The sequence below is a fragment of the Janibacter melonis genome (genome assembly GCF_020567375.1).
Lineage (GTDB): Bacteria > Actinomycetota > Actinomycetes > Actinomycetales > Dermatophilaceae > Marihabitans > Marihabitans melonis.
This window is the reverse complement of the sequence record NZ_JAJBZM010000001.1, coordinates 574,283-599,342: the sequence shown is the minus strand read 5'-3', so window position 1 is coordinate 599,342 and position 25,060 is coordinate 574,283. Positions and strand designations below refer to the sequence as shown.

Annotated in this window: 23 protein-coding genes; 21 read left to right on the top strand and 2 right to left on the bottom strand. The window is 73.7% G+C overall.

What is annotated here, in order from left to right; translation table 11 throughout:
* Complete coding sequence (locus LIV55_RS02820) at positions 1-990, bottom strand: AAA family ATPase (protein ID WP_229299113.1); 990 nt, start codon at positions 988-990, stop codon at positions 1-3.
* 369 nt (positions 991-1,359) lie between these two features.
* On the opposite strand from LIV55_RS02820, the gene mraZ reads away from it, so the two are divergent.
* The 21 genes from mraZ to LIV55_RS02715 all read left to right on the top strand — a co-directional run bounded on the left by mraZ (position 1,360) and on the right by LIV55_RS02715 (position 23,458).
* Positions 1,360-1,791, top strand: a complete 432-nt coding sequence (gene mraZ, locus LIV55_RS02815; RefSeq protein WP_068275024.1) for a division/cell wall cluster transcriptional repressor MraZ — start codon at positions 1,360-1,362, stop codon at positions 1,789-1,791.
* 163 nt (positions 1,792-1,954) lie between these two features.
* Positions 1,955-2,947: a 16S rRNA (cytosine(1402)-N(4))-methyltransferase RsmH gene (gene rsmH / locus LIV55_RS02810; RefSeq protein ID WP_123093409.1), complete on the top strand. Its 993-nt coding sequence runs from the start codon at positions 1,955-1,957 to the stop codon at positions 2,945-2,947.
* Positions 2,944-3,423: a cell division protein FtsL gene (ftsL, locus tag LIV55_RS02805; RefSeq protein ID WP_123093408.1), complete on the top strand. Its 480-nt coding sequence runs from the start codon at positions 2,944-2,946 to the stop codon at positions 3,421-3,423. The genes rsmH and ftsL overlap by 4 nt, the downstream gene beginning before the upstream one ends.
* A gap of 42 nt (positions 3,424-3,465) precedes the next feature.
* Complete coding sequence (locus LIV55_RS02800) at positions 3,466-5,874, top strand: peptidoglycan D,D-transpeptidase FtsI family protein (RefSeq protein WP_229299112.1); 2,409 nt, start codon at positions 3,466-3,468, stop codon at positions 5,872-5,874.
* Between the two features lie 11 nt (positions 5,875-5,885).
* Complete coding sequence (locus tag LIV55_RS02795; protein ID WP_229299111.1) at positions 5,886-7,427, top strand: UDP-N-acetylmuramoyl-L-alanyl-D-glutamate--2,6-diaminopimelate ligase; 1,542 nt, start codon at positions 5,886-5,888, stop codon at positions 7,425-7,427.
* Positions 7,424-8,806, top strand: coding sequence for a UDP-N-acetylmuramoyl-tripeptide--D-alanyl-D-alanine ligase (locus tag LIV55_RS02790; RefSeq protein ID WP_229299110.1), 1,383 nt, complete (start codon positions 7,424-7,426; stop codon positions 8,804-8,806). Before LIV55_RS02795 ends, LIV55_RS02790 begins: the two co-directional genes overlap by 4 nt.
* Positions 8,803-9,882 carry a phospho-N-acetylmuramoyl-pentapeptide-transferase gene (gene mraY / locus LIV55_RS02785; protein WP_123093405.1) on the top strand — a complete coding sequence of 360 codons (1,080 nt, stop codon included), beginning with the start codon at positions 8,803-8,805 and terminating at the stop codon, positions 9,880-9,882. The genes LIV55_RS02790 and mraY overlap by 4 nt, the downstream gene beginning before the upstream one ends.
* Positions 9,879-11,351, top strand: a complete 1,473-nt coding sequence (murD, locus tag LIV55_RS02780) for a UDP-N-acetylmuramoyl-L-alanine--D-glutamate ligase (protein ID WP_224766723.1) — start codon at positions 9,879-9,881, stop codon at positions 11,349-11,351. Before mraY ends, murD begins: the two co-directional genes overlap by 4 nt.
* A 4-nt stretch (positions 11,352-11,355) precedes the next feature.
* Positions 11,356-12,639: a putative lipid II flippase FtsW gene (gene ftsW, locus LIV55_RS02775; RefSeq protein ID WP_123093403.1), complete on the top strand. Its 1,284-nt coding sequence runs from the start codon at positions 11,356-11,358 to the stop codon at positions 12,637-12,639.
* Complete coding sequence (murG, locus tag LIV55_RS02770) at positions 12,636-13,763, top strand: undecaprenyldiphospho-muramoylpentapeptide beta-N-acetylglucosaminyltransferase (protein ID WP_229299109.1); 1,128 nt, start codon at positions 12,636-12,638, stop codon at positions 13,761-13,763. Before ftsW ends, murG begins: the two co-directional genes overlap by 4 nt.
* A complete protein-coding gene (gene murC / locus LIV55_RS02765; RefSeq protein ID WP_229299108.1) occupies positions 13,760-15,220 on the top strand; it encodes a UDP-N-acetylmuramate--L-alanine ligase in 1,461 nt (486 codons plus the stop codon). Before murG ends, murC begins: the two co-directional genes overlap by 4 nt.
* Positions 15,217-15,936: a cell division protein FtsQ/DivIB gene (locus LIV55_RS02760; protein WP_123093400.1), complete on the top strand. Its 720-nt coding sequence runs from the start codon at positions 15,217-15,219 to the stop codon at positions 15,934-15,936. Before murC ends, LIV55_RS02760 begins: the two co-directional genes overlap by 4 nt.
* A gap of 216 nt (positions 15,937-16,152) precedes the next feature.
* The gene (gene ftsZ / locus LIV55_RS02755) at positions 16,153-17,490 is read left to right on the top strand and encodes a cell division protein FtsZ (protein WP_123093399.1); all 1,338 of its coding nucleotides are present in this window, start codon (positions 16,153-16,155) and stop codon (positions 17,488-17,490) included.
* A 25-nt stretch (positions 17,491-17,515) separates the two neighbouring features.
* A complete protein-coding gene (gene pgeF, locus LIV55_RS02750) occupies positions 17,516-18,256 on the top strand; it encodes a peptidoglycan editing factor PgeF (RefSeq protein ID WP_308012865.1) in 741 nt (246 codons plus the stop codon).
* Entirely contained in the window at positions 18,253-18,963 is a 711-nt protein-coding gene (locus tag LIV55_RS02745) for a YggS family pyridoxal phosphate-dependent enzyme (protein ID WP_191562853.1), read from the top strand. Before pgeF ends, LIV55_RS02745 begins: the two co-directional genes overlap by 4 nt.
* Positions 18,964-19,023: 60 nt before the next feature.
* Complete coding sequence (locus LIV55_RS02740; RefSeq protein WP_068275063.1) at positions 19,024-19,503, top strand: cell division protein SepF; 480 nt, start codon at positions 19,024-19,026, stop codon at positions 19,501-19,503.
* Between the two features lie 116 nt (positions 19,504-19,619).
* Positions 19,620-19,895 carry a YggT family protein gene (locus tag LIV55_RS02735; RefSeq protein ID WP_068275066.1) on the top strand — a complete coding sequence of 92 codons (276 nt, stop codon included), beginning with the start codon at positions 19,620-19,622 and terminating at the stop codon, positions 19,893-19,895.
* A gap of 65 nt (positions 19,896-19,960) precedes the next feature.
* On the top strand, positions 19,961-21,133 hold the full coding sequence (locus tag LIV55_RS02730; RefSeq protein WP_229299107.1) for a DivIVA domain-containing protein: 1,173 nt from the start codon (positions 19,961-19,963) through the stop codon (positions 21,131-21,133).
* A gap of 192 nt (positions 21,134-21,325) precedes the next feature.
* Positions 21,326-21,862 (top strand): TraR/DksA family transcriptional regulator, encoded by a 537-nt coding sequence (locus LIV55_RS02725; protein ID WP_123093396.1) that lies wholly within the window; start codon positions 21,326-21,328, stop codon positions 21,860-21,862.
* Positions 21,835-22,530, top strand: coding sequence for a signal peptidase II (gene lspA / locus LIV55_RS02720; RefSeq protein WP_123093420.1), 696 nt, complete (start codon positions 21,835-21,837; stop codon positions 22,528-22,530). The genes LIV55_RS02725 and lspA overlap by 28 nt, the downstream gene beginning before the upstream one ends.
* A complete protein-coding gene (locus LIV55_RS02715) occupies positions 22,523-23,458 on the top strand; it encodes an RluA family pseudouridine synthase (RefSeq protein ID WP_229299106.1) in 936 nt (311 codons plus the stop codon). Before lspA ends, LIV55_RS02715 begins: the two co-directional genes overlap by 8 nt.
* 37 nt (positions 23,459-23,495) lie before the next feature.
* Here the strand turns inward: LIV55_RS02715 and LIV55_RS02710 are convergent, their stop codons facing one another.
* On the bottom strand, positions 23,496-25,046 hold the full coding sequence (locus tag LIV55_RS02710; protein WP_229299105.1) for an AMP-binding protein: 1,551 nt from the start codon (positions 25,044-25,046) through the stop codon (positions 23,496-23,498).
* Between the last annotated feature and the right edge of the window lie 14 nt (positions 25,047-25,060).

The window sequence follows — 25,060 nt, the reverse complement described above, 5'->3', positions numbered from 1 at the left end:
CTAGCGCCTGCCGGGCACCCGCGTGCGGGCGATGACGTCCTCGACGACCCCGGCCGGGGTGAGCCGCGAGACGTGCGCCTCGCTCGTGAGGATGATGCGGTGGGCGAGCAGGGGGACCGCGAGGGCCTGCACGTCGTCGGGCAGCACGTGGTCGCGCCCGGCGAGGGCGGCGCGCGCCCGGGCCGCCCGCAGCACGTGGAGGGTGGCACGCGGCGAGGCGCCGAGCCGGATGGCGGAGTGGGAGCGGGTCGCGGCGGCGACGTCGACGACGTAGCGGCGGGCGGCCTCGGAGGCGTGCACGCGGCGCACGACCCGGATGAGCTCGGCGACCCCCTCGGCGTCGGTGACCGGCCGGACGTCGTCGAGGGGAGAGGTGGCGCCGTGGTGGTCGAGCATCTCGACCTCGGCGCGCGGGTCGGGGTAGCCGACGGACACCCGCGCCATGAAGCGGTCGCGCTGCGCCTCGGGCAGGGGGTAGGTGCCCTCCATCTCGACGGGGTTCTGGGTCGCCATGATCATGAAGGGGTGGGGCAGCGCGTGGGTCTGCCCGTCGACGGTGACCTGGTGCTCCTCCATGCACTCGAGCAGGGCCGACTGGGCCTTGGGCGAGGCGCGGTTGATCTCGTCACCGACGACGACGTTGGCGAAGACCGCCCCGGGCCGGAACTCGAAGACCCGGTTGTCCTGGTTGAAGACGCTCACGCCGGTGATGTCGCTCGGCAGCAGGTCGGGGGTGAACTGCACCCGTCGCACCGAGGCGTCGACCGAGCGGGCCAGGGTCTTGGCGAGCATCGTCTTGCCGACTCCCGGCACGTCCTCGACGAGCAGGTGGCCCTCGGCGAGCATGACGGTGATCGCGGTGCGCACGACCTCGGGCTTGCCCTCGATGACCGCGCTCATCGTCGCGGCGAGGCGTTCGCCCACCTCGACGAGGTGCTCCAGCTCTGATGTCGTCGGGGCGCTCGGACGGATGTCGTTGACCGGGATCACCCGGGCTCCTTCCCCCCGGCCGTGCCGACCGGGTCCTCGGTGAGGTCGAGGTCATCCCACCACGCCCCACTGTGCTCCCGACCCTATGGCGAAGGGGTGCCCTCGCGAGGCCTCGGGGGGCGACAGGCCCCGGGATCAGCGGGATCCGTCCCGAAGAGCCGCCCGGTCGAGCCGTCGGCGGGCCGCTCCCGGGCCCCGGTGCGCCAGATCTGCCCCACTTCGCACCACCCCTGAGAAATGGCGGATCTGAGGGCGAGAAATCACGGATACGTCACGGTTCTGGCTGTCTTTCGGGGGCTGGGTGGAGTAAAGTGGGGGACATCGGGACACGGTGGCGCCCGGAGGGTCGAGCAGAGCGGGAGGTGGGTCGTGTTCCTCGGTACCCACACGCCTCGTCTCGACGACAAGGGCCGCCTCTTCCTCCCCGCGAAGTTCCGCGACCGTCTGGCCACCGGCCTCGTCGTCACCCGTGGGCAGGAGCGCTGCCTCTACGTCTTCCCGCTCGAGACCTTCACGCAGATCGCCACCGACATGCAGAAGGCCCCGACGAGCAGCCGGGCCGCCCGCGACTACATGCGCGTCTTCCTCTCGGGCGCGTCCGACGAGATCCCCGACAAGCAGGGCCGGGTGACGATCCCGGCCGCCCTGCGCCAGTACGCGGGCCTGAGCAAGGACTGCACCGTCATCGGTGCCGGCAACCGGCTCGAGGTCTGGGACTCGCAGGCCTGGACCGACTACCTCGCGGCCACCGAGCAGGCCTTCTCCGACCAGTCCGACGAGGTGATCCCGGGCCTGATGTAGCTGCTGGGCCCTGGCCTCCAGCCGAGCCGATGCCGACGCGTCTTCCCCCGCGCCGGACCGGTCCGGATGGGGACCAGGACCCAGCAGCCCGAGCAGACGCAGCAGTTGCACGAGCACCGCACCACCCCGCACCACCACGACGAAAGAGCAGAGGAGGAGGAGCATGACGACGACGACCGGCCCCGGCGCCGCCGACCGGCACGTCCCCGTCATGCTCGAGCCGGTCCTGGACCTGCTCGGCCCCGTGCTCGTCCCCGGCGCCGTGCACGTCGACGGCACCCTCGGCATGGGCGGCCACGCCGAGGCCGTCCTCGCCCGTCACCCCGGGGTGCGCCTCGTCGCCATCGACCGCGACCCGCTCGCCCTCGACCTCGCACGGACCCGGCTGGCCCCCTTCGCCGACCGGGTCGACTACGCCCACGCGACGAACGACGAGATCGGCGACGTCCTCGACGACCTCGGCATCGAGTGCGCGCAGTCGATGTTCTTCGACCTCGGGGTGAGCAGCTTCCAGCTCGACGAGGCCGAGCGCGGCTTCGCCTACGCCCAGGACGCCCCGCTCGACATGCGGATGGACCCCGGCGCACCGACGACCGCCGCCGACGTGCTCAACACCTACGACGAGCGCGAGCTCACCCGGGTGCTCCAGGAGTACGGCGAGGAGCGCTTCGCCCGCCGGATCGCCCGGTCCGTCGTGCGCGAGCGCGAGGTCGCCCCCTTCGAGACCTCCGCCCGGCTCGTCGAGGTGCTCCGGGCGAGCATCCCGGCCGCCTCGCAGCGCACCGGGGGCCACCCGGCGAAGCGGACCTTCCAGGCCCTGCGCATCGAGGTCAACGCCGAGCTCACCGTCTGGGAGCGCGCGCTGCCCGAGGCGCTGCGCCGGCTCTGCGTCGGCGGACGGCTCGCCGTGCTGTCCTTCCACTCCCTCGAGGACCGCATCACCAAGCGCGCCCTCGCCGCCGGCGCGACCTCGACGACCCCGCCCGGGCTGCCGGTCGAGCTGCCCGAGCACGCCCCCGAGCTGCGCCTGCTCACCCGTGGCGCGGCGACCCCCGACGCGGCCGAGCTCGCCGCGAACCCCCGATCCGCCTCGGTCCGCCTCCGCGCGGCCGAGCGCACCCGACCCGTCCGCGCCCCCGAGAGGACCTCCCGATGAGCCAGCTGCAGACCGCGACCACCGTCGCCCGGCGCACCCCCGCGAAGGGGGGCCAGCAGCGCGAGCTGCGCGTGCTCACCGCCGCGGACGCGACCGGCTCGCCGCTCTTCCCGATGCTCGTCGTCGCGCTGCTCGTCGCCGGTCTGGCCGCCGTCCTCGCCCTCAACGCGAAGATGGCGCAGGACTCCTTCGAGGTCGGGCGCCTCGAGGCGCGCTCCGCCGAGCTCTCCGACACCCAGGAGGCCCTCGTGCACGCCGTCGACGCGCGCTCGGCACCGCAGAACCTCGCGACGAAGGCCCGCGAGCTCGGCATGGTCCCCGCCGACACCGCGGCCTTCGTCGACCTCGAGCGCGGGCGGGTCCTCGGCGTGGCGAAGGCGGCGAAGAAGCCCGAGGGATTTAGCGTGGACGCAGCGGCGCGGGCGACGCCCCGGGCGAGCACGACGAGCGCGCCGGCCTCGGGCGACCAGGACTGACGCCCGACGAGACCGACCGCACCCGACCAGGCAGGAGACGACGTGACGCAGCGCCGCACCCCCGCCTCGAGCACCCGCACGGCGAAGGGGTCGACCTCCGCCTCCTCGAGCACCTCGACCCGGTCGACGGCGAGCTCGTCGTCCGCCGCCCGGCGGGCCGCGGCGAAGAAGGCCGCGGCGTCCCGGACGGGCACGACGAAGCCCACCACCACGAGGGCCACCACCAGGGCCACGACGACGAGGGCGGGGTCCTCCACCCCGTCGTCGAGGACCTCTTCGCCGAGGACCTCCTCCACCACGGCGCCCACGTCGAAGGCCTCCTCGGCGAGGGCGTCATCCTCGAAGACCTCCTCGAAGGCCTCCTCGGGGCGGACCTCGTCGAGCGCCCGCACCCGCGCGACGGCAGCACCGTCCTCTGCCCGCCGCCCGGCCGCACGGACCGGCGCGAGCACGGGCTCCTCCACGCGCGGCGCCCGCACGAGCGCCGCCGGCGCGACCCGGCGCAGCACGACCGGACCGGGCGCGTCGCGCACCGGCACCCGGACCACCCGTCCGACGAGCTCGCGCCGCGGCGGCGGGTCGGCGCCCCCGCGCGGCCCGCGTCGTCGTGGTGGTGGCGGTGGAGGAGACGTGCCCCCGGCCGGCAACCCGCGGATGCGGATGCGCGGGCTCATGGTCGCCAGCCTCTTCGTCCTCAGCCTCTTCGCCGCCCAGCTCATGCGCATCCAGGGCTTCGACTCGGCCGAGGTCGCGGCCGACGCCCTCGCCCAGCGCACGACGACCGAGTCGATCCCGGCGCGCCGGGGCACGATCACCGACGCCCACGGCACGGTGCTCGCCAGCTCGGCCGAGCGGCGCATCGTCGTCGTCGACCAGACCGCGGTCCCCGCCTACGAGAAGGAGGTCGGCGGCACGCGCACCGAGGTCGGTGTCGCCGGCGCCGCCAAGGACCTCGCGCCGCTCCTGCGCCAGGACGAGGACGACCTCGTCGAGGCGATGACCGGCGAGCGTCGCTACGTCATCCTCGCCAAGAACCTCTCGCCGCTCACGTGGCGCAAGATCAGCGCCCTGGGCATCCCCGGCGTGTACAGCGAGCGCTCCTCGCAGCGCACCTACCCGCAGTCGACGACCGTCGCCAGCCTCGTCGGCTTCGTCCAGCCCCAGGACCAGACGGCCGGCGGCGGGCTCGAGCTCATGCTCGACGACACGCTCAAGGGCACGCCCGGTACCGCGACCTACGAGGTCGCCATGGACGGCAGCCGGCTGCCCAACGCCGGGTCCGACGTCAGCTCGGCCAAGCCGGGCAAGGACGTGCGCCTGACGATCGACAACGACGTGCAGTGGTACGCGCAGAACGCCCTGGCCGCGAAGGTCGAGGAGACCGACGCGCTCTCGGGGACCGTCGTCGTCCAGCGGGTCGACACGGGCGAGCTCGTCGCGCTCGCCTCGTACCCGACCTTCGACCCGAACGACATCGGCGACGGCAAGGGCGTCTTCGCCAACCTCGCCTTCAGCGACGCCTTCGAGCCCGGCTCGACGGCCAAGATCATGACGGTGGCCGCCGGTCTCGAGGAGGGCACGATCACGCCGTCGAGCCCGATGGTCCTGCCCGACCACCTCCAGCGCTACGACGCCACCCTGCGAGACAGCCACCCGCACCCCGTCGAGTACCGCACCGTCGGCGGCGCGCTCGCCGAGTCGAGCAACGTCGGCATGATGCTCATCGGCGAGACGATGAAGCCCAAGACGCTCGAGGAGTACTTCCGCAAGTTCGGGCTCGGCAGCAAGACCGGCTCGGGCTTCCCGGGCGAGTCCGAGGGGATCATGCCGCCGTCGGAGAAGTGGGACGGCGTGCAGCGCTACACCGTCACCTACGGCCAGGGCCTGTCGACGACGGCCGTGCAGGTCGCCGGCGTCTTCCAGACCATCGCCAACAAGGGTGTGCGCGTCGCCCCGAGCCTCGTCGCCGAGACCTCCGACGGCGAGGGCGGATGGACCCCGGCACCGGCCGCGAAGCGCGAGCGCGTCGTCTCGCAGAGCACCGCGACCTCGGTGAGCCGGATGCTCGAGGGCGTCGTCAGCGAGGAGGGCACCGCCCCCAAGGCCAAGATCGACGGCTACCGCGTCGCCGGCAAGACGGGCACCGCCGACCGCTACGACGACAAGACCGGTGGCTACTCGGGCAAGACGGCGAGCTTCATCGGCTACGCCCCCGCCCAGGACCCCCAGCTCGTCGTCGCCGTCATCCTCCAGCGCCCCGTCAAGGGCTACTTCGGCGGTCAGGTCGCCGCGCCGGTCTTCAAGGACGTCATGACCCACGCCCTGCAGACCCAGGAGGTCCCGCCGGCCGCGGACGACAAGGTCAAGCCCATCTCGACCCGGCTGAAGAAGGCCCCCGCAGAGGGCACGCCCGGTCTGCTGAAGGACCGGGGCAACCCGGGGGACAGGTAGGCTCGCTCGTCGTGCCATCGCCCCGCCCGCAGACCATCGACCCGGTCGCGCTCCAGGCGGTGTCGGAGGCTGCAGGACGCAGCAGCGACATCGTCGGGGACGCCGACCTCACCGTCACCGGTGTCACCCTGAGCACCTTCTCGGTCCGCCCCGGTGACCTCTACGCGGCCCTGCCGGGGGCCAACGCCCACGGCGCCTCGTACGCCGCCGCCGCCGTCCGTGAGGGTGCTCGCGCCCTGCTCACCGACGGGCGTGGCCTCGAGCTGGCCCGCGAGGCCGGCGTCGACGTGCCCGCCGTCGTCGTCGCCGACCCGCGCTCCGTCCTCGGCCGCGTCGCGGCCGCCGTCTACGGCACCGGGACGCCGGGCGGCCCGGGCGTGCGCTCCTTCGGCATCACCGGGACGAACGGCAAGACGACGACCGCCTACCTCCTCGCCGCCGCCCTCGAGGCCCTCGGGCGCAGCACCGGTCTCATCGGCACCGTCGAGACGCGGATCGGCCAAGAGCGGGTCCCGAGCGCGCGCACGACGCCCGAGAGCCCCGACCTGCACGCCCTGCTCGCGGTGATGCGCGAGCGCGGCGTCGACGACTGCGTCATGGAGGTGAGCAGCCACGCCCTCGTCCTCCACCGCGTCGACGAAGTCGTCTACGACGTCGCGCTCTTCACCAACCTCTCGCAGGACCACCTCGACTTCCACGACGGCATGGAGGACTACTTCGCCGCCAAGGCCAGCCTCTTCACCCCCGAGCGCTCCCGCGCGGGCGTCGTCTGCGTCGACGACGCGTGGGGCCGCCGCCTCGCCGCGCAGGCCGGCGTGCCCGTGCGCACCGTCTCCTCCGACCCCGCCGTCCCCGCGGACCTCGTCATCACCTCGGTCGACGGACCCGCCTTCGTCCTCGAGGGCGACGGGGTGAGCCTGGCCCTGCGCAGCCCGCTGCCGGGCGGCTTCAACCGCACGAACACCGCCGTCGCGGCGGCCGCCCTGCTCGTCGCCGGCCACGACCCCGCCGAGGTCGCCCGCGCCGTGAGCGCCGAGCCGCGCGTGCCGGGCCGGATGGAGGTCGTCGCGGCCCCCGAGGGTGCCGACGCCGCGCTCCTGCCCCGCGTCGTCGTCGACTTCGCGCACACCCCCGACGCCGTGGCCGCCGCGCTGGCCGCCCTGCGCGAGGGCACCACGGGCCGGCTCGTCGCCGTCCTCGGCGCCGGCGGGTCCCGAGACCCCGGCAAGCGACCCGGCATGGGCCGCGCCGCGGCCGACCACGCCGACCTCGTCGTCGTCACCGACGACAACCCCCGCTCCGAGGACCCCGCGGCGATCCGCGAGGCCGTCGCCTCGGGCGCCCGCCAGGGCGGTGCCGAGCTCGACGTCGTCGCCGACCGCCGGGCCGCCGTCGAGCACGCCGTACGCGCCGCCGGGCCCGGGGGAGTCGTCGCGCTCCTCGGCAAGGGGCACGAGAGCGGGCAGGAGGTCGAAGGGGTGGTCACCCCCTTCGACGACCGCGTCGTCGCCCTCGAGGCGCTCACCGCCCTCGCCACGGAGGTGGCCCGATGATCGCCCTCACCCTCGCCGAGCTCGCCCAGGTCACCGGGGGCACCGTCCACGGCGACCCCGCCGTCGTCGTCGACGGCCCGGTCGTCACCGACGCCCGTGAGGCCGCCGCCGGCAGCCTCTACGTCGCCCGCGTCGGCGAGCACGCCGACGGGCATGCCTACGTGCCCCAGGCCGCCGAGCGCGGCGCGAGCGCCGCCCTCACCACCCGACCCGTCGACGGGCTGCCGTGCGTCGTCGTCGAGGACACCCAGGCCGCCTTCGTCGCCCTGAGCCGGGCCCTGATCGACCGCCTGCCGCAGCTGCACGTCGTCGGGATCACCGGGTCCTCGGGCAAGACGAGCACGAAGGACCTCCTCGGCGCGGTCCTGGCCGCCGACGGCGAGACCGTCGCGCCGCAGGGCTCGTACAACTCCGAGGTCGGCGTCCCGCTCACGGTCTGCCGGGTCACCGAGCGCACCCGCCACCTCGTCGTCGAGATGGGCGCCCGCGGCGCCGGGCACATCGCCTACCTCACGACGATCGCGCCGCCCCAGGTCGGCGTCGTGCTCAACGTCGGGCACGCCCACGTCGGCGAGTTCGGCTCCGTCGACCACGTCGCCGTCGCGAAGTCCGAGCTCGTCGCCGCGCTGCCCGCGGACGGCGTCGCCGTCCTCAACGCCGACGACCACCGCGTCCGCGCCATGGCGGAGGTCACCTCCGCCCGCGTCGTCCTCGTCGGCGAGGCGCAGGACGCCGAGGTCCGCGCCACCGACGTCGTCCTCGACGAGGCCGGCCGTCCGCGCTTCACCGTCACCGCCCCCTTCGGCACCGCCCAGGTCGCGCTCCCGCTCGTCGGGCGTCACCACGTCGGCAACGCCCTGGCGGTCGTCGCCGCCGCGCATGCGTGCGGTCTGGCCCTCGACGACGTCGTCGTCGCGCTCGCGCAGGCCCGCCCGGCGAGCCGCTGGCGGATGGAGGTCACCGAGCGCCCCGACGGGGTGCGGGTGGTCAACGACGCCTACAACGCCAACCCCGACTCGATGGAGGCCGCCCTGCGCGCGCTCGCCGCGATGTCCTGCCGCGGCCGCCGGGTCGCGGTGCTCGGCTCGATGCTCGAGCTCGGCGAGGAGTCGCCCGCGCTCCACCGCGGCGTCGGCGAGCTCGCCGGCGCGCTCGGGGTCGACCTCGTGCTCGCCGTCGGCGACCTCGCCCGCGACATCGCGGACGGCGCCCGCGACAGCGGCGTCGCCACGGTCGAGTCCGTGGCCGACGTCGACGCCGCGCAGACCCTGCTGCACGAGCGACTCGCCCCCGGCGACGTCGTGCTGCTCAAGTCCAGCCGTGACGCCGGGCTACGGTGGCTCGGAGATCGGCTCAGCCACAGAGAGGACGCGCAGTGAAGGCGGTGCTCATCGCGGCAGTGGTCTCGCTCGTCGTGGCCCTGCTCGGGACGCCCATGCTCATCAAGGTGCTCGTGCGCCAGGGGTACGGCCAGTTCATCCGTGACGACGGCCCCACCTCGCACCACACGAAGCGCGGGACGCCGACGATGGGCGGGGCGGTGATCATCCTCGCCGCGGTGCTGGCCTACGCCGTCGCGCACCTCGCGACGTGGTCGCTGCCGACGGCCAGCGGGCTGCTCGTGCTCTTCCTCATGGGCGGCATGGGGCTCGTCGGCTTCGCCGACGACTACATCAAGATCAGCAAGCAGCGCAGCCTCGGGCTGCGCTCGCACGAGAAGCTCATCGGGCAGACCCTCGTCGGCGTGATCTTCGCGATCCTCGCCCTGCAGTTCCCCAACGACTCCTTGCGCACGCCGGCCTCGACGCACATCTCCTTCGTGCGCGACACCCCGCTCGACCTCGCCTTCGCCGGGCCGATGGTCGGCATCGTCCTCTTCGTCCTGTGGGCCAACCTCATGATCGCCGGGACGAGCAACGGCGTGAACCTCACCGACGGCCTCGACGGCCTGGCGACCGGGGCCTCGGTCATGGTCTTCGCCGCGTACGTGCTCATCTCCATCTGGCAGTTCAACCAGAACTGCCAGATCGAGCCCGGTCTCAAGTGCTACGACGTGCGCGACCCGCTCGACCTGGCCGTGGTCGCCGCGGCGGGCATGGGCGCCTGCTTCGGCTTCCTGTGGTGGAACGGCTCGCCGGCGAAGATCTTCATGGGCGACACGGGCTCGCTCGCGCTCGGCGGCGCGCTGGCCGGGCTGGCGATCACCACCCGCACCGAGCTCCTCATCGTCATCCTCGGCGGGCTCTTCGTGACGATCACCCTGTCGGTGATCATCCAGGTCGCCTCCTTCAAGTCCACCGGCAAGCGCGTCTTCCGGATGGCACCGCTGCAGCACCACTTCGAGCTGCTCGGCTGGCAGGAGGTGACGATCGTCATCCGCTTCTGGATCATCGCGGGGCTCTTCGTCGCCCTCGGCCTGGCGATCTTCTACGCCGAGTGGGTCGTCGGCGCGTGAGGGACCTCAGCACGCTGACGCACCGCGACGCGGACTGGTCGGGCCTGCGGGTCGTCGTCACCGGCCTCGGGGTCTCCGGCTTCGCCGCCGCCGACGCCCTGCTCGAGCGGGGCGCGCAGGTGAGCGTCGTCGACGGCACCGCCCCCGCGGAGGGCTCGCCGATGGCGCAGCGCTCGACGATCCTCGAGGTGCTCGGCGCCCGGATGCTCCTCGGCGACGCGGCCCCGGCGGGCCTGCTGGACGACGGGGTCGACCTCGTCGTCACCTCGCCCGGGTGGCCGCCGACCCAGCCCCTGCTCGCCGACGCCGCCGCCCGCGGCATCACCGTGTGGGGCGAGGTCGAGCTCGCCTGGCGGATGCGCCCCGAGCACGGCGGCGCGCCGTGGATCACGCTCACCGGCACCAACGGCAAGACGACGACGGTGCAGATGCTCACCTCGATCCTCACCGCGGCCGGGCTGCGCGCGTGCAGCGCGGGCAACGTCGGCACCCCGATCCTCGAGGCGGTCCTGCACCCCGACCCCTACGAGGTCATCGCCGTCGAGCTGTCGAGCTATCAGCTGCACTGGCAGGACTCGGTGCGCCCGCTCGCCTCCGCCTGCCTCAACATCGCCCCCGACCACCTCGACTGGCACGGCGGGTACGACGCCTACCTCGCGGCGAAGGGCAAGGTCTACGAGGGCACCGAGGTGGCCTGCGTCTACAACGAGGACGACCCGACGACCCGACGCCTCGTCGAGGCCGCCGACGTCGTCGAGGGCTGCCGGGCCGTCGGCTTCACCCGCTCCAGCCCGGGGCTGTCCATGCTCGGTCGCGTCGAGGACCTCCTCGTCGACCGCGCCTTCGTGCCCGACCGCGGCCGGCAGGCCGCCGAGCTCGCGAGCCTGGCCGACCTCGGCGACGAGGGCGACGGGGTGCCCGACCACGTCGTCGCCAACGCCCTGGCCGCCGCCGCCCTCGCCCGTGCCTGCGGCGTCCCGCCCTCGGCCGTGCGCGACGGGCTGCGCGCCTGGCGTCCCGAGCCCCACCGCATCGCCCACGTGCTCACCGTCGACGAGGTCCGGTGGGTCGACGACAGCAAGGCGACCAACCCGCACGCCGCCGCCGCGTCGCTCTCGGCCTACGAGCACGTCGTGTGGATCGCCGGAGGGCTGCTCAAGGGCGCCGAGGTCGACGACCTCGTCGCCGCGAACGCGCACCGCCTGCGCGCCGTCGTCCTCATCGGGCGTGACCGCGACCAGATCGCCGCGGCGATCGCGCGACACGCACCCGATGTCCCCGTCCTCGACATCGCCGCCACCGACACTGAGGCGATGGATCTCGTCGTGGGTCAGGCCGCGGCCGTCGCTCAGCCGGGCGACGTCGTGCTGCTCGCCCCCGCGGCGGCCTCCATGGACATGTTCGAGAGCTACGTGGCCCGCGGCGAGGCCTTCGCCACGGCCGTGCGGCGCCACCACGAGCAGGGATGAGCCGATGAGCAGCAACGCGACGAGCGGGGGGCGCCCGGTCGGTCGCACCACCCGTCTGCCCCGGGGCAGGGCCGGGTCCTGGACCCGCCTCGTCGACTCCCCGCTGACGACCTACTACGGGCTGCTCGGCATCGTCGGCATCCTCGTCACAGTCGGGCTCGTCATGGTCCTGTCGGCCTCGATGATCGTCTCGCTCAAGCAGAACGACTCGTCGCTGACGATCTTCTTGAAGCAGCTGGTCTTCGCGGTCCTCGGTCTCGCGGCGATGTGGTTCGCCGCGACCCGGTCCATCGCCTTCTGGCGGCGCAGCGCGATGCTCCTGCTCGCCGGCGGCGTCGGGCTGCTCGCCCTCGTGCCCCTCGTCGGCTACGGCTTCCAGGGCAACAAGAACTGGATCGGCGTCGGGCCCGTGAGCATCCAGCCCAGCGAGATCGCCAAGATCGGGCTCGTCCTCGGCGGTGCGCTCGTCCTCGAGCGCAAGCGGGCGGCCCTCGGCGACATCCGCCAGGCCGTCGTCCCCTTCGTCGCGCCCATCGGGCTGGGCATCCTCACCCTCGTGATGATCGGCCACGACCTCGGCACGGCGATGGTCATCGCCGCGATCGTCGTCGGGATGCTCTTCGCCGCGGGCGTGCGGATGCGGTGGTTCGGCCTGGCGCTCGGGGTCCTCGGCGTCCTCGTCGCGATCATGGCCTCGGTGAGCAGCAACCGCATGGAGCGGATCGCGATCTGGCTCGACCCGGCACGCTGCGCGCCCGGCACCGACCTCTACTACGCCATCTGCCGGCAGCCGATGCACGGGCGCTACGCCCTCGCCGACGGCGGCTGGTGGGGCGTCGGCCTCGGCGGGAGCCGCGAGAAGTGGGGCTGGCTCTCCGAGCCGTACAACGACTTCATCTTCGCGATCATCGGCGAGGAGCTCGGCCTCTTCGGCAGCCTCGGGGTCATCGCCCTCTTCGCCGGGCTCGCGGTCGTCGGGATGCGCCTCGTGAGCTCGACCGAGGACTTCTTCGTCCGGGTCGCCACGGCCGGCATCTGCACGTGGGTCCTCGTGCAGGCGATGATCAACATCGGCTCGGTCATCGGCATGCTCCCGGTCATCGGGGTGCCGCTGCCCTTCGTCTCCTCCGGCGGCTCTTCGCTCGTGACGACGATGCTCGCCGTCGGCATCCTGCTCTCCTTCGCCCGCGCCGAGCCGACGTGCGCGGCGGCCCTGGCCTCGCGCCCCTCCCGCCTGCACACCCTCATCCCCGCCCGCCTCACCCGACGGAGCAGCAGCGCATCATGAGCACCACCCCCACCAGCCCACGCAGCGTCCTGCTCGCCGGAGGGGGGACGGCCGGGCACGTCTCGCCGCTGCTCGCCCTCGCCGACTGCCTGCGGCGGCGCGACCCCGAGGTCGCGATCCTCGCGGTGGGCACCGAGCAGGGCCTGGAGTCACGGCTCGTGCCCGCGCGTGGGTACGAGCTCGCGACGATCCCCAAGGTGCCGCTGCCGCGTCGCCCCTCCGGTGACCTGCTGCGCCTGCCCGGCGCGCTGCGCCGCGCGGTCGCCCGCGCGGGCGAGCTCGTCGAGTCCAGCGGCGCCGAGGTCGTCGTCGGCTTCGGCGGCTACGTCTCGACCCCCGTCTACCTCGCCGCCCGGCGTCGCAGCGTCCCGGTCGTCGTGCACGAGCAGAACGCCCGGGCCGGTCTGGCCAACCGGGTCGGCGCCCGGATGACGCGCCACGTCGGCATCACCTTCCCCCAGACCGAGCTCGCGCACGCCACCGTCACCGGCATGCCCCTGCGCCGTGAGATCGCCGACCTCGACCGGGCCGCCCGCCGGGCCGAGGGCCGTGCGCACCTCGGCCTGCACCCCGACCTGCCCACCGTGCTCGTCACCGGCGGGTCGCTCGGGGCCAAGCGGCTCAACGACGCCTTCGCCGCGAGCGTGGCCGACCTCGGCGCCGCCGGCGTGCAGGTCCTGCACGTCACCGGGCGGGACAAGGACTTCGAGCCCGTCGGAGCGGTGCCCGGCGTCCCGTACGTCGTCGTGCCCTACCTCGACCGGATGGACCTCGCCTACGCCGCCGCCGACGTCGCCGTGTGCCGCTCCGGGGCCAACACCGTGTGCGAGCTGACGGCCGTCGGGCTGCCCGGTCTCTACGTGCCCCTGCCCATCGGCAACGGCGAGCAGCGGCTCAACGCCACGGGCGTCGTCGCCGCGGGCGGCGGCACCCTCACCGAGGACTCCGAGGTCACCCCGGCGTGGGTGCGTGACGTCGTCGTGCCCCTGCTCGGCGACCGCGAGCGGGTCGCGACGATGTCGCTCGCCGCCTCCGCCGTGGGCGAGCGCGACGGCGACGAGCTGCTCGCCGACCTCGTCGGCCGGGCCCTCGTGGCCGCGCGCGGGGCGGGGGAGGGCGCATGAGTGTGCGCGACCGCCTGCCCTTCCGTCTCGACGTCGACGCTCCGGTCCCGCCCCTGGCCGAGCTCGGCCGGGTGCACGTCCTGGCCGTCGGTGGCGCGGGCATGTCCGCCGTCGCCCGTCTGCTCCTCGACGCCGGCGCCCGCGTGAGCGGCAGCGACGCCAAGGACGGCCCCGTCCTGGACGAGCTGCGCCGTCGCGGCGCGCAGATCTGGGTCGGTCACGACCCGGCCCACGTCGACGGCGTCGACACCGTCGTCGTGTCCTCGGCGATCCGTGACAGCAACCCCGAGCTCGTCGCCGCCCGCGAGGCCGGCACACGCGTGCTGCACCGCAGCCAGGCCCTCGCGGCCGCGATGGGAGAGCAGCGCCGGGTCGCGGTCGCCGGGGCGAACGGCAAGACGACGACGTCGTCGATGCTCACCTCGGCCCTGCTGCACCTGGGCGCCCGGCCCTCCTTCGCCCTCGGCGGCGAGCTCGCGAGCCAGGGCACGAACGCCGCCCTCGGCGAGGGGCCCGACTTCGTGGCCGAGGCCGACGAGTCCGACGGCTCCTTCCTCGTCTACCACCCCGACGTCGCGGTCGTGACGAACGTGCAGGCCGACCACCTCGACTTCTACGGCGACCTCGCCACGGTCGAGCAGGCCTACGCCGAGTTCGCCCGGACCGTGCGCCCCGGCGGCCTCGTCGTCGCCTGCGCCGACGACCCGGGCTCGGCCCGGCTCGCCGACGCGGTCGGCGACGCCGGCGGTGCGCACCCCGACGGCGGGCAGGCGACGCGTGTCGTCACCTACGGCTTCTCGCCCGACGCCGACGTCCGGCTCGCCGACCCGGTGCTCGAGGGTCACGGCGCGCGGGCCCAGGTCGCGCTCGAGGGCGTCGTGCACGACCTCGTGCTGCGCGTCCCCGGGCGGCACAACCTGCTCAACGCCGCGGCGGCCCTCGCCGCGGCCGTGCTCGGCTGCGGGCACGACGCCCGCGCGGTGCTCGCCGGTCTCGCGGACTTCGCCGGCACCCGCCGCCGCTTCGAGGTGCGCGGCGAGGTCGACGGCATCACCGTCGTCGACGACTACGCGCACAACCCCGGCAAGGTGAGCGCCGTCGTCGCCACCGCCTCCGAGATCGCCCGGCCGGGCCGCCTGCTCGTCATCTTCCAGCCGCACCTGTACTCGCGCACCGCCGACTTCGCCACGGACTTCGCGGCCGGGCTCGCCCCGGCCGACGACGTCGTCCTGCTGCCGATCTACGGGGCGCGGGAGGACCCGGTGCCCGGGGTGACCTCCGAGGTCGTCGCGGAGCCGTTGCGCGCGGCCGGTCGGGTCGTCGCCGTGCTCGAGCCCGAGGCCGCCGTCGCGCACGTCGTCGCCCAGGCGCGCCCGGGCGACCTCGTCATGACGATCGGCGCGGGCGACGTCACCGCGCTCGGCGCGCCGGTCCTCCAGGGCCTGCAGCAGCGATGACGAGCACCCAGCACGCGCGCTTCGAGCAGCGCCAGGCCGATCTCGCGGCCGACCGCCGCCGCCGGTGGGCCTGGGGGAGCGGGGCGGTCGCCGTCCTCGCCGCGGGGGTCTACGTCGTCGGCTTCAGCCCCCTCCTCGCCGTCCAGGACGTCGACGTCGTCGGGGCCGAGCCGGGCGACACCGCGGCCATCGGCGAGCTCGCCGCCGGCGCCCACGGCCGGCCCCTGGCCCGGGTCGACGTCGGCGCCATCGTCGACGGCGCCGAGGCCCGGCCCGGGGTCGAGTCGGCGACCGTCGTGCGCGACTGGCCGCGCACCCTTCGCGTCGAGGTCGTGCCCCGCATCCCTGCCCTCGCCGTGAACCGGGGTAAAGGTCAGGTAGAGGTCTACGACATCGACGGCGTCCGCATCCGCTCGACGGGGTCGGTGCCGAAGGGGGTCCCGACGATCTCCGCGGACCGGGGGGCCGAGGTGAGCGGGCACGGCGTCACGGCCGCGCTGTCGATGCTCGAGGCCCTGCCGCAGGGCGTGCGCGACCGGGTCTCGGCGGTCACCGTCGACGCCGCCGACCGGGTGAGCTTCCGCATCGGGCGCACGACCGTCGTCTGGGGCGACGAGGCGCAACCTCAGCTCAAGGTGCAGGTCATCGACGTGCTCCTCAAGGGGCGTCCGAAGGTGCTCGACGTCTCGGCTCCGGACACCCCCGTCACCCGCTGATCACGCCCGCGCGCAGGGGCGTCCGGGCCCCGTCGAGAGCACAGTCCGGCCACGATCTGCAGACCCGTCCCGACACGCGGGGGACCTGCCTTGCGACGGGCGTCCGCGACGCATAACGTCAGCGGCACACCGGTCGTGATCAAAACGTAACTCTCAAGTTGACGTCGAGATTTCGTCTCGAGAAGTCCAGCACGTCACCCATCCAGGAGAACCCCCGTGGCATCTGCCCAGAACTACCTCGCCGTCATCAAGGTCGTCGGCATCGGCGGTGGAGGTGTCAATGCCATCAACCGGATGATCGAGGTCGGCCTCAAGGGCGTCGAGTTCATCGCCATCAACACCGATGCCCAGGCCCTCCTCATGAGCGACGCCGACGTCAAGCTCGCCGTGGGTCGCGAGCTCACCCGCGGTCTCGGCGCCGGCGCCGACCCCGAGGTCGGCCGCAAGGCCGCCGAGGACCACGCCGACGAGATCGAGGAGGTCCTCAAGGGGGCCGACATGGTCTTCGTCACCGCGGGCGAGGGCGGTGGCACCGGCACCGGTGGCGCGCCGGTCGTCGCGAAGATCGCCAAGTCGCTCGGTGCCCTGACGATCGGTGTCGTCACCCGCCCCTTCACCTTCGAGGGCCGCCGCCGCGCGACCCAGGCCGAGACCGGCATCCAGTCGCTGCGCGACGAGGTCGACACCCTCATCACGATCCCCAACGACCGGCTGCTCTCGATCAGCGACCGCGCCGTGTCGATGCTCGACGCCTTCCGCAGCGCTGACCAGGTGCTCCTCTCCGGTGTCCAGGGCATCACCGACCTCATCACCACCCCGGGCCTGATCAACCTCGACTTCGCCGACGTCAAGTCCGTCATGCAGGGGGCCGGTTCCGCCCTCATGGGCATCGGCTCGGCCCGCGGCGAGGACCGTGCGGTCCAGGCGGCCGAGCTGGCCATCAGCAGCCCGCTGCTCGAGGCGAGCATCGACGGCGCGCACGGCGTGCTCCTGTCGATCCAGGGTGGCTCCGACATCGGTCTCTTCGAGATCAACGAGGCCGCCCGCCTCGTCCAGGAGGGCGCGCACCCCGACGCCAACATCATCTTCGGCGCCGTCGTCGACGACGCGCTCGGCGACGAGGTGCGGGTGACGGTCATCGCCGCCGGCTTCGACGGCGGGGCGCCGAACGCTCGGCCCGACGAGCGGGCCCTCGGCACGATCCAGGGCTCGAGCCAGCAGGGCTCGGGCCAGCAGGGGTCGAGCCAGCGCGGCGCGCAGCAGGGCGGTCAGCAGCGCCCGCAGGGCGGGCAGCCCGTCTCGCAGGGTCAGCGTCCGGCGCCGGCGCAGCAGCCGGCCGCCCAGCCCCAGCAGCGCCCCCAGCCGCAGCCGGTCGGCGGCCAGGGCGGTCAGCGCGAGCAGGCCGCCCCCGCGCAGCCCGTCGCCGTGCCGGTGCAGGACGAGGCCCAGCAGGCCCCGGCCGCGCCGCAGGAGCGCCCGCAGGTGCAGCAGCCCCCGCGTCAGGTGACCTTCGACGAGGGCGACGACCTCGACGTCCCCGACTTCCTCAAGTGAGGGTGCGCTGAGCACCCTGCACGACGTGAGCGAGCACCCCTTCGCCCCCCTGCCGACGCAGCACTCGCTGCGCTGGCAGAGCCGGGACGAAGGGGTGCTGCGCGCTGTCACCCATCGGCTCGGCGGGGTGAGCGAGGGTCCCTACGCCGGGCTCAACCTCGGGGGCCACGTCGGTGACGACCTCACGGCGGTCGCCCGCAACCGCGCGCTCGTCGAGGAGGCGGTCGGCACCCCGGTCGCCTACATGGACCAGGTGCACGGCGCCGAGGTCGTCCACGTGCGCGCGGCCGGCGGGTCGCCGACGTGCGACGCGATGGTGAGCGACACCCGCGGCGTCACGCTCGCCGTGCTCGTCGCCGACTGCACCCCGGTGCTCCTGCACGACGCCCGGGCCGGGGTCGTCGGCGCGGCGCACGCGGGTCGGCCCGGCATGCTCGCCGGGGTCGTCCCCGCGACCGTGGCGGCCATGCGCGACCTCGGGGCCGAGCAGATCACCGCCACGCTCGGGCCGTCGGTGTGCGGCCGCTGCTACGAGGTGCCGGCCGCGATGCGCGAGGACGCCGCCGCCACCAGCCCGGCGTCCTACGCCATGACCTGGCAGGGCACCCCGGCGATCGACGTCGCGGCCGGTGTCGTCGAGCAGCTGGCCGCCCTCGACGTCGCCGTCCAGTGGCTGCCCGGCTGCACCCGCGAGGACCCGACCCTCTACTCCTACCGCCGCGACGGCACGACCGGCCGGCTCGCCGGGCTCGTGGGGCTGGCATGAGCGCCACCCCCGAGCGCGTCGCCGAGCTGCAGGAGCGGCTCGCCGCCGTCCACGCGCGGATCGACGCCGCGTGCGCGGCCACCGGTCGCCCGCGAGACGAGGTCCGGCTCGTCGTCGTCACGAAGTACTTCCCCCGCAGCGACCTCGACGCCCTCGTCGGGCTCGGGGTGCGCGACGTCGCGGAGTCCCGCGCCCAGGAGGCGACGGCCAAGCTCGCCGAGGGCGACGGCCCGCCGCCGGGCGTGCGCACCCACTTCGTCGGGCAGATCCAGAGCAACAAGGCCGGCGAGATCGCCCGCCTGGCCGACGTCGTGCACTCGCTGGACCGGGCGAAGGTCGTGCGTGCCCTCGCCCGGGGCGCCCAGGCCGCCGGGCGCGAGGTGACCGGCCTCGTCCAGGTCGACCTCGAGGGGTCCGACGCCGGGCGGGGCGGGGCGCAGCCGCAGGACGTGCCCGCCCTGGCCGATCTCGTCGTCGAGAGCGGGCTGCGCCTGGGCGGGGTGATGGCCGTCGCCCCCCGGGGTGCGGACCCGGCGCCCGCCTTCGCCCGGCTCGCCGAGCTCGCGGCGCAGGTGCGCGCCGTGCACCCGGGTGCGGTGATGATCTCGGCGGGCATGAGCGGCGACCTCGAGCAGGCCGTGGCCCACGGGGCGACACACCTGCGTGTCGGCAGCGCAATCCTCGGAGATCGGCAGTCCCACCGGTAACTTCGGTCACGACCGGCGAGTGGAGCGGCCCCGTGAGGCTGCAGGCAAGGAAGTGGAGACATGGGACTGCGTGACGCGATGGTGTACCTCGGCCTGGCCGAGGATCAGAAGCGCTACGACGACTACGAGGACCAGTACGTCGACGAGGCGGACGAGAGCTATGACGAGGTCGAGGAGGCGCCCCGCGCCGAGGTGACCCGGCTGCGCCCCGTCGAGCGCCACGACCACGCCGCTGCCGTCCGGGAGGTGCCTGTGGGCCAGCTCAACCGCATCACGACCATCCACCCGCGCACGTACAACGACGCCCGAGCCATCGGCGAGAGCTTCCGCGACGACGTGCCGGTCATCATGAACCTCAGCGACATGGACGACTCCGACGCCAAGCGTCTCGTCGACTTCGCCGCCGGGCTCGTCTTCGGCCTCCACGGCTCGATCGAGCGCGTGACGAACAAGGTCTTCCTGCTCTCGCCGGAGCACATCGAGGTCGCCGCGGAGGGGGCCGACGAGCCTGCCGCGCGCAACCTCTTCAACCAGAGCTGACCGCGCACCGCTCGCCGTCCCGCCCGACGCCCGGCCCCTCGTCCCACGAGGAGCCGGGCGTCGCGTGTCGTACCCGGTGCGGCGAGCTCGCAGGTCGGCAGGTTTAGATAGGGCCCATGGAGCTGATCCGGGCCGTCGTCCACCTCGTGCTGTACGCCTTCTTCCTCGTGCTCATCGGGCGGCTGATCTTCGACTGGATCCAGGTCTTCGCCCGCGAGTGGCGGCCCCGCGGGATCGTGCTCGTCGTCGCCGAGGTCGTCTACTCGATCACCGACCCGCCGCTCAAGGCCATCCGCAAGGTCATCCCGCCGCTGCGTCTCGGTGGCGTCCAGCTGGACCTCGCCTTCCTCGTGCTCATCCTCGGTGTCTCGATCCTGCTGCGTATCATCTAGGGTGACTCGATGCCTGCTCGCGGGAGCGACAGGCGTCTCACGTGTCCGTGCAACGAGGAGAAGAGATGGCGCTGACGCCTGAGGACGTCCTCAACAAGACGTTCACCCAGACCCAGTTCCGACGGGGTTACGACGAGCGCGAGGTGGACGACTTCCTCGACGAGGTGGTCGCCGAGATGCGCCGCATGGTCAAGGACGGCGAGGACCTGCGGGCCCGCGTCCAGGACGGCGACGCCCCGGCGACGACGTCCGCCGCGGCCGCGCCCGCCCCGGCCGGTGACTCCGGCCAGGCCGTCAAGGAGCGCGACGCGCTCATGCGGCGCAACGACGAGCTCAAGGCCCGTCTGGAGAAGGAGCAGAGCGCTCTCGCCGACGCGCAGAAGCGCGCGAGCGAGGCCGAGGCGCGCGTCAAGGCGCTCGAGGAGCAGCAGGGGCGCGAGTCCCAGTCGCGCGACGAGCAGGCCGCCGCCGCCCAGCGCGGCGCCGACGAGCGCGTCAGCACCGTCACCGCCCGCGCCGAGGAGGCCGAGAAGGCCGCCCAGGAGCGCATCGCCAAGGCCGAGGCCGACGCGAAGAAGGCGGAGGCCGACGCCAAGAAGGCCCAGGAGGACGCCCAGCGCCGCCGTGAGGCCGCCGAGCGCGCCGCCGCCGAGGCCGAGGCGAAGGCTCGGACCGCCCAGCAGGCGCCCGCGCCCGCCGCGGCGGCTCCCGGCCAGGGCGACCAGGCCGCTGCCTTCGCCGGTGGTGCCGCCACCGGTGGCGGGGCCAGCGGTCTCATCGCGCTCGCGCAGCGCCTGCACGACGAGCACGTCGCCGAGGGCCAGTCCCAGCACGACAAGCTCGTCGCCGAGGCGAAGGCGAAGTTCGAGGAGCTCGTCGGCCAGGGCCAGGCGCGTCACGACGAGCTCGTGACGAAGGGCCAGACCCAGCACGACGACCTGCTCTCGCGCGGCAAGGCCGAGAACGAGAAGCTCGTCGGCGAGGGCACCTCGCAGCGCGACAGGCTCATCGGCGACGCCACGAGCAAGAGCCAGGGCATGGTCGCGGAGGCCGAGGAGAAGAAGAAGCGCATCCTCGGCGACCTCGAGCAGCGCAAGACCGAGGTCGAGAAGCAGATCGCGGACCTCAAGTCCTTCGAGAAGGACTACCGCTCGCGGCTCAAGGACTACATCTCGGGCCAGCTCGCCGAGCTCGACACCGTCGGGACGACCGAGCGCCCGGCGCAGAAGCAGGGCTGACCCGGCGCCCGAGAGGGCACCACGGCTCCACGACGACGGGGGTGGGCGCGCAGGTCGCGCTCACCCCCGTCGTGCTGTCCTGCGCCGACCCCGGACAGGGCGGGCCCTGCGGTGGCCGCTGCGTCCCCGGGGCGTCTATCCTCAGGCCACCTTCGGCCCGCGATCGGCGGGCCGTGCCAGCTGAGGACGGACATGGCCAGGTCGAGCACCACCGCCGCGGCGAAGACCCCTGCGACGAAGAAGACCGCGAAGAAGAGCGCGGCGAAGAAGTCCGCCGAGGAGTCGGCGGCCACGACGACGAGCACCCGGACCCGCTCCAAGGCCGGCGACGTCGCCCCCACACTCGTCGTGCGCGACGACGAGGCCGCATGGACCAAGGCCGAGCTCAAGGCCGTGCGCAAGGAGATCGACGACGAGGTCGCCCGCCTGCGCACGGAGATCGAGACCGCCGAGCACGACCTCGTCGACCTCATGCGCGACCACGCCGACGGGTCGGGCGACGACCAGGCGGACGCGGGGGCGAAGACCTTCGAGCGTGAGCAGGAGGTCACCCTGGCCAACAACACCCGGGCGATGCTCATCCAGAACCTCCACGCCCTCGAGCGGATCGACGACGGGACCTACGGACGGTGCGAGTCCTGCGGGAACGCGATCGGCAAGCTTCGCCTCCAGGCCTACCCACGTGCGACCCTGTGCGTGACATGCAAGACGAAGCAGGAACGACGCTGACCCCTCCCACCGACCCCGCAGCCGACGGGGGCGCCGCTGACGGCGCTCCCGTCGACGCGAGCGGGGCACGACTGCGACCGCGGACCCGGGCGACCCTCGCCCCCTTCGCCCTGCTCGCCCTGGTGACCCTCGGGCTCGACCAGGCGAGCAAGGTGTGGGCGCTGGGCTCGCTCGACGACGGGCACGTCGTGCCCCTCGTCGGCGAGGTCCTCAGCCTGCGGCTCATCCGCAACCCCGGCGCGGCCTTCTCGATCGGTGACTCCTCGACGGTCGTCATGACCGCCCTGGCCGTCGCGATCACGATCGCCGTCGTCGTCGCCGCCTGGCGCGCGGCCAGCCCGCGCTGGACCGCCGCCCTCGGGCTGCTGCTCGGCGGCTCGCTGGGCAACCTCTACGACCGCTTCTTCCGCGAGCCCGGACCGGGCCGCGGCCACGTCATCGACTTCATCGACTACGGCGGGCTCTTCGTCGGCAACGTCGCCGACATCGCGATCGTGCTCGGCGCGGTCGTCGTCGTGTGGCTGACCTTCGCCGGGGTGGGCCTGGACGGCGTGCGCGCCGGCCGGCACGCCCGTGACGAGGACGTCGAGGGCACCGAGGACGAGGCGCAGGAGAGACCGGCCGCCGAGCCGGCCCAGGAGCAGACGAAGGGGGAGCGAGATGCCTGACGTGCGCAACGTCCTCGTGCCGGAGGGCCTGGCCGGCGAGCGGGTCGACGCCGCCGTGGCGCGTCTCTTCGGCGTGAGCCGGACCAAGGCCGCCGAGCTCGCCGCGGAGGGCCACGTCGTGCTCGACGGCTCCGCCGTCGGCAAGTCCGAGCGGGTCCACGACGGCAGCCACCTCGAGGTGAGCCTGCCGAGCCCGGAGGAGGTGCCGCGCGTCGAGGTCGTCGCCGAGCCCGTCCCGGGCATGCGCGTCGTCCACGACGACGACGACATCGTCGTCGTCGACAAGCCCGTCGGGGTCGCCGCCCACCCGAGCGTGGGCTGGACCGGCCCGACGGTGCTCGGCGGTCTGGCCGCGGCCGGCTACCGCATCACGACGAGCGGCGCGAGCGAGCGCCAGGGCATCGTCAGCCGTCTCGACGTCGGCACCTCGGGCCTGATGGTCGTGTGCAAGAGCGAGTACGCGTACTCGGTGCTCAAGCGGGCCTTCAAGGAGCGCACGGTCGACAAGACCTACCACGCGCTCGTCCAGGGCCTGCCCGACCCGCACGTCGGCACGGTCGACGCACCGATCGGCCGCCACCCCGGGCACGACTACAAGTTCGCCGTCATGGACTCCGGCAAGCACGCGATCACGCACTACGAGCTGCTCGAGGCCCACCGGCACGCGTCGCTCGTCGAGGTGCACCTCGAGACCGGCCGCACTCACCAGATCCGCGTCCACATGGCCGCGTTGCGCCACCCGTGCGTCGGCGACCCGCTGTACGGCGCCGACCCGACGCTCGGCCGCCGGCTCGGGCTCGAGCGCCAGTGGCTGCACGCGATGGGCCTGGGCTTCACCCACCCGGGGACCGGCGAGTACGTGCACTACGAGAGCACCTACCCCGAGGACCTCCAGGTGGCCCTCGACCGGCTCCGCGAGCTGCGCTGAGCCGGTCGGGCCCGCCCCGCCCGGTCGGGAGCAGAGGTCAGTTGACCTGGCGGTCGCGGCCCTGCCAGTACTGGGCGCGGAGCTTGAACTTCTGCAGCTTGCCGGTCGCCGTGCGGGCGAGCTCGTCGCGGAACTCCACCGACGTCGGGGCCTTGTAGCCCGCGGCCTTGCCCTTGCACCACGCGATGAGCTCGGCCTCGGTGACCTCCTCGTCGTGGTCGGGGTCGAGGACGACGAGGGCCTTGATCGTCTCGCCCCACCGCTCGTCGGGCACGCCGATGACGGCGACCTCGGTGACCGCGGGGTGGGCGAAGAGGACGTCCTCGACCTCGATCGAGGAGACGTTCTCGCCGCCGGTGATGATGACGTCCTTCTTGCGGTCGCTGATCGTCAGGTAGCCGTCCTCGAGCGTGCCGCCGTCGCCGGTGTGGAACCACCCGTCCTCGAGCGCCGCCGCGCTCTCCTGCGGCTGCTCCCAGTAGCCCTCCATGACCTGGTTGGCCCGGGCGAGGACCTCTCCCTCGGGGGAGACGTCGAGCTCGACGCCGAGGGCCGGCGCCCCGGCGCGCACGAGCCGCGCGGCGCGCTCCTGCGGGTCGAGGTCGTCCCACTCCGCGCGGGTGCGGTTGACGGTGAGCAGGGGAGAGGTCTCGGTGAGCCCGTAGATCTGGATGAGCTCCCAGCCCAGCTCGGTCTCGACGCGCGCCACGGTCGTCGTGGGCGGCGGGGCGCCGGCGACGACGATGCGCACCCGCCCGCGGCCGGGGATCTCGCCCTCCCAGTCCTGGGCGGCGGCGAGGACCGAGGCGACGACGGCCGGCGCGGCGCACATGACGCTCACCCCTTCGTCGCGGACCCGGCGCAGGATCTCGGCGCCGTCGATCTTGCGGATGACGACGTGGCGGGCGCCGACGCCCGTCATCGCGAAGGGCATGCCCCACCCGTTGGCGTGGAACATCGGCAGGGTGTGGAGGTAGACGTCGCGGTCGCCCGCCCCGATGTGCATGGCGAAGGTCACCGCGTTGGTCCAGATGTTGCGATGGGTGATCTGCACCCCCTTCGGGCGTGCCGTCGTGCCCGAGGTGTAGTTGATCGTCGCCGTCGCGTCCTCGTCGGGCTCCCAGGGGCGCGGCTGCGGCGGGTCGCCCTCGAGCGGCGCGTCTCCGAAGAGGTGCTCGTCCTCGCCGAGGACGAAGACGTGCTCGGCCTCGAGGTCGGCGAGCTGGTCGCGCAGCTCGGGGTCGACGTAGACGACCCGGGCCCCGCTGTGGCCGACGATGTACTGGACCTCCTCGAGCGCGAGGCGGAAGTTCACCGGCACGAGGACGCGGCCCGAGCCGCACACCCCGAAGAAGCTCGTGAGCAGGCGGGCGGAGTTGTGCGAGACGACGGCGACCCGGTCGCCGACCTCGAGGCCCAGCGAGTCGAGATGGGCCGCCTGGGCGTGCGCCAGGCGCCGCATCCGGGCGTAGGTGACGTCCTCGAGCGGGGGAGCGGGCTGGGCCGGCTCGTCGACGACCGCCACCCGGTCGCCGTAGACGAGGGCGGCCCGGTCGATGAAGTGGTTGACGCTGAAGGGGACGCGCATCGTGAGCCCTCCCG

Bases quoted from the DNA above. Each gene is read 5' to 3' on its own strand.
- LIV55_RS02735 (WP_068275066.1), top strand. From the start codon at position 19,620: ATGGAGCTGATCCGGGCCGTCGTCCACCTCGTGCTGTACGCCTTCTTC.
- LIV55_RS02710 (WP_229299105.1), bottom strand. From the start codon at position 25,046: ATGCGCGTCCCCTTCAGCGTCAACCACTTCATCGACCGGGCCGCCCTC.
- ftsL (WP_123093408.1), top strand. From the start codon at position 2,944: ATGAGCCAGCTGCAGACCGCGACCACCGTCGCCCGGCGCACCCCCGCG.
- LIV55_RS02790 (WP_229299110.1), top strand. From the start codon at position 7,424: ATGATCGCCCTCACCCTCGCCGAGCTCGCCCAGGTCACCGGGGGCACC.
- murC (WP_229299108.1), top strand. From the start codon at position 13,760: ATGAGTGTGCGCGACCGCCTGCCCTTCCGTCTCGACGTCGACGCTCCG.
- LIV55_RS02745 (WP_191562853.1), top strand. From the start codon at position 18,253: ATGAGCGCCACCCCCGAGCGCGTCGCCGAGCTGCAGGAGCGGCTCGCC.
- LIV55_RS02730 (WP_229299107.1), top strand. From the start codon at position 19,961: ATGGCGCTGACGCCTGAGGACGTCCTCAACAAGACGTTCACCCAGACC.
- murG (WP_229299109.1), top strand. From the start codon at position 12,636: ATGAGCACCACCCCCACCAGCCCACGCAGCGTCCTGCTCGCCGGAGGG.
- LIV55_RS02740 (WP_068275063.1), top strand. From the start codon at position 19,024: ATGGGACTGCGTGACGCGATGGTGTACCTCGGCCTGGCCGAGGATCAG.
- rsmH (WP_123093409.1), top strand. From the start codon at position 1,955: ATGACGACGACGACCGGCCCCGGCGCCGCCGACCGGCACGTCCCCGTC.
- ftsW (WP_123093403.1), top strand. From the start codon at position 11,356: ATGAGCAGCAACGCGACGAGCGGGGGGCGCCCGGTCGGTCGCACCACC.
- LIV55_RS02725 (WP_123093396.1), top strand. From the start codon at position 21,326: ATGGCCAGGTCGAGCACCACCGCCGCGGCGAAGACCCCTGCGACGAAG.
- LIV55_RS02760 (WP_123093400.1), top strand. From the start codon at position 15,217: ATGACGAGCACCCAGCACGCGCGCTTCGAGCAGCGCCAGGCCGATCTC.
- LIV55_RS02715 (WP_229299106.1), top strand. From the start codon at position 22,523: ATGCCTGACGTGCGCAACGTCCTCGTGCCGGAGGGCCTGGCCGGCGAG.
- lspA (WP_123093420.1), top strand. From the start codon at position 21,835: ATGCAAGACGAAGCAGGAACGACGCTGACCCCTCCCACCGACCCCGCA.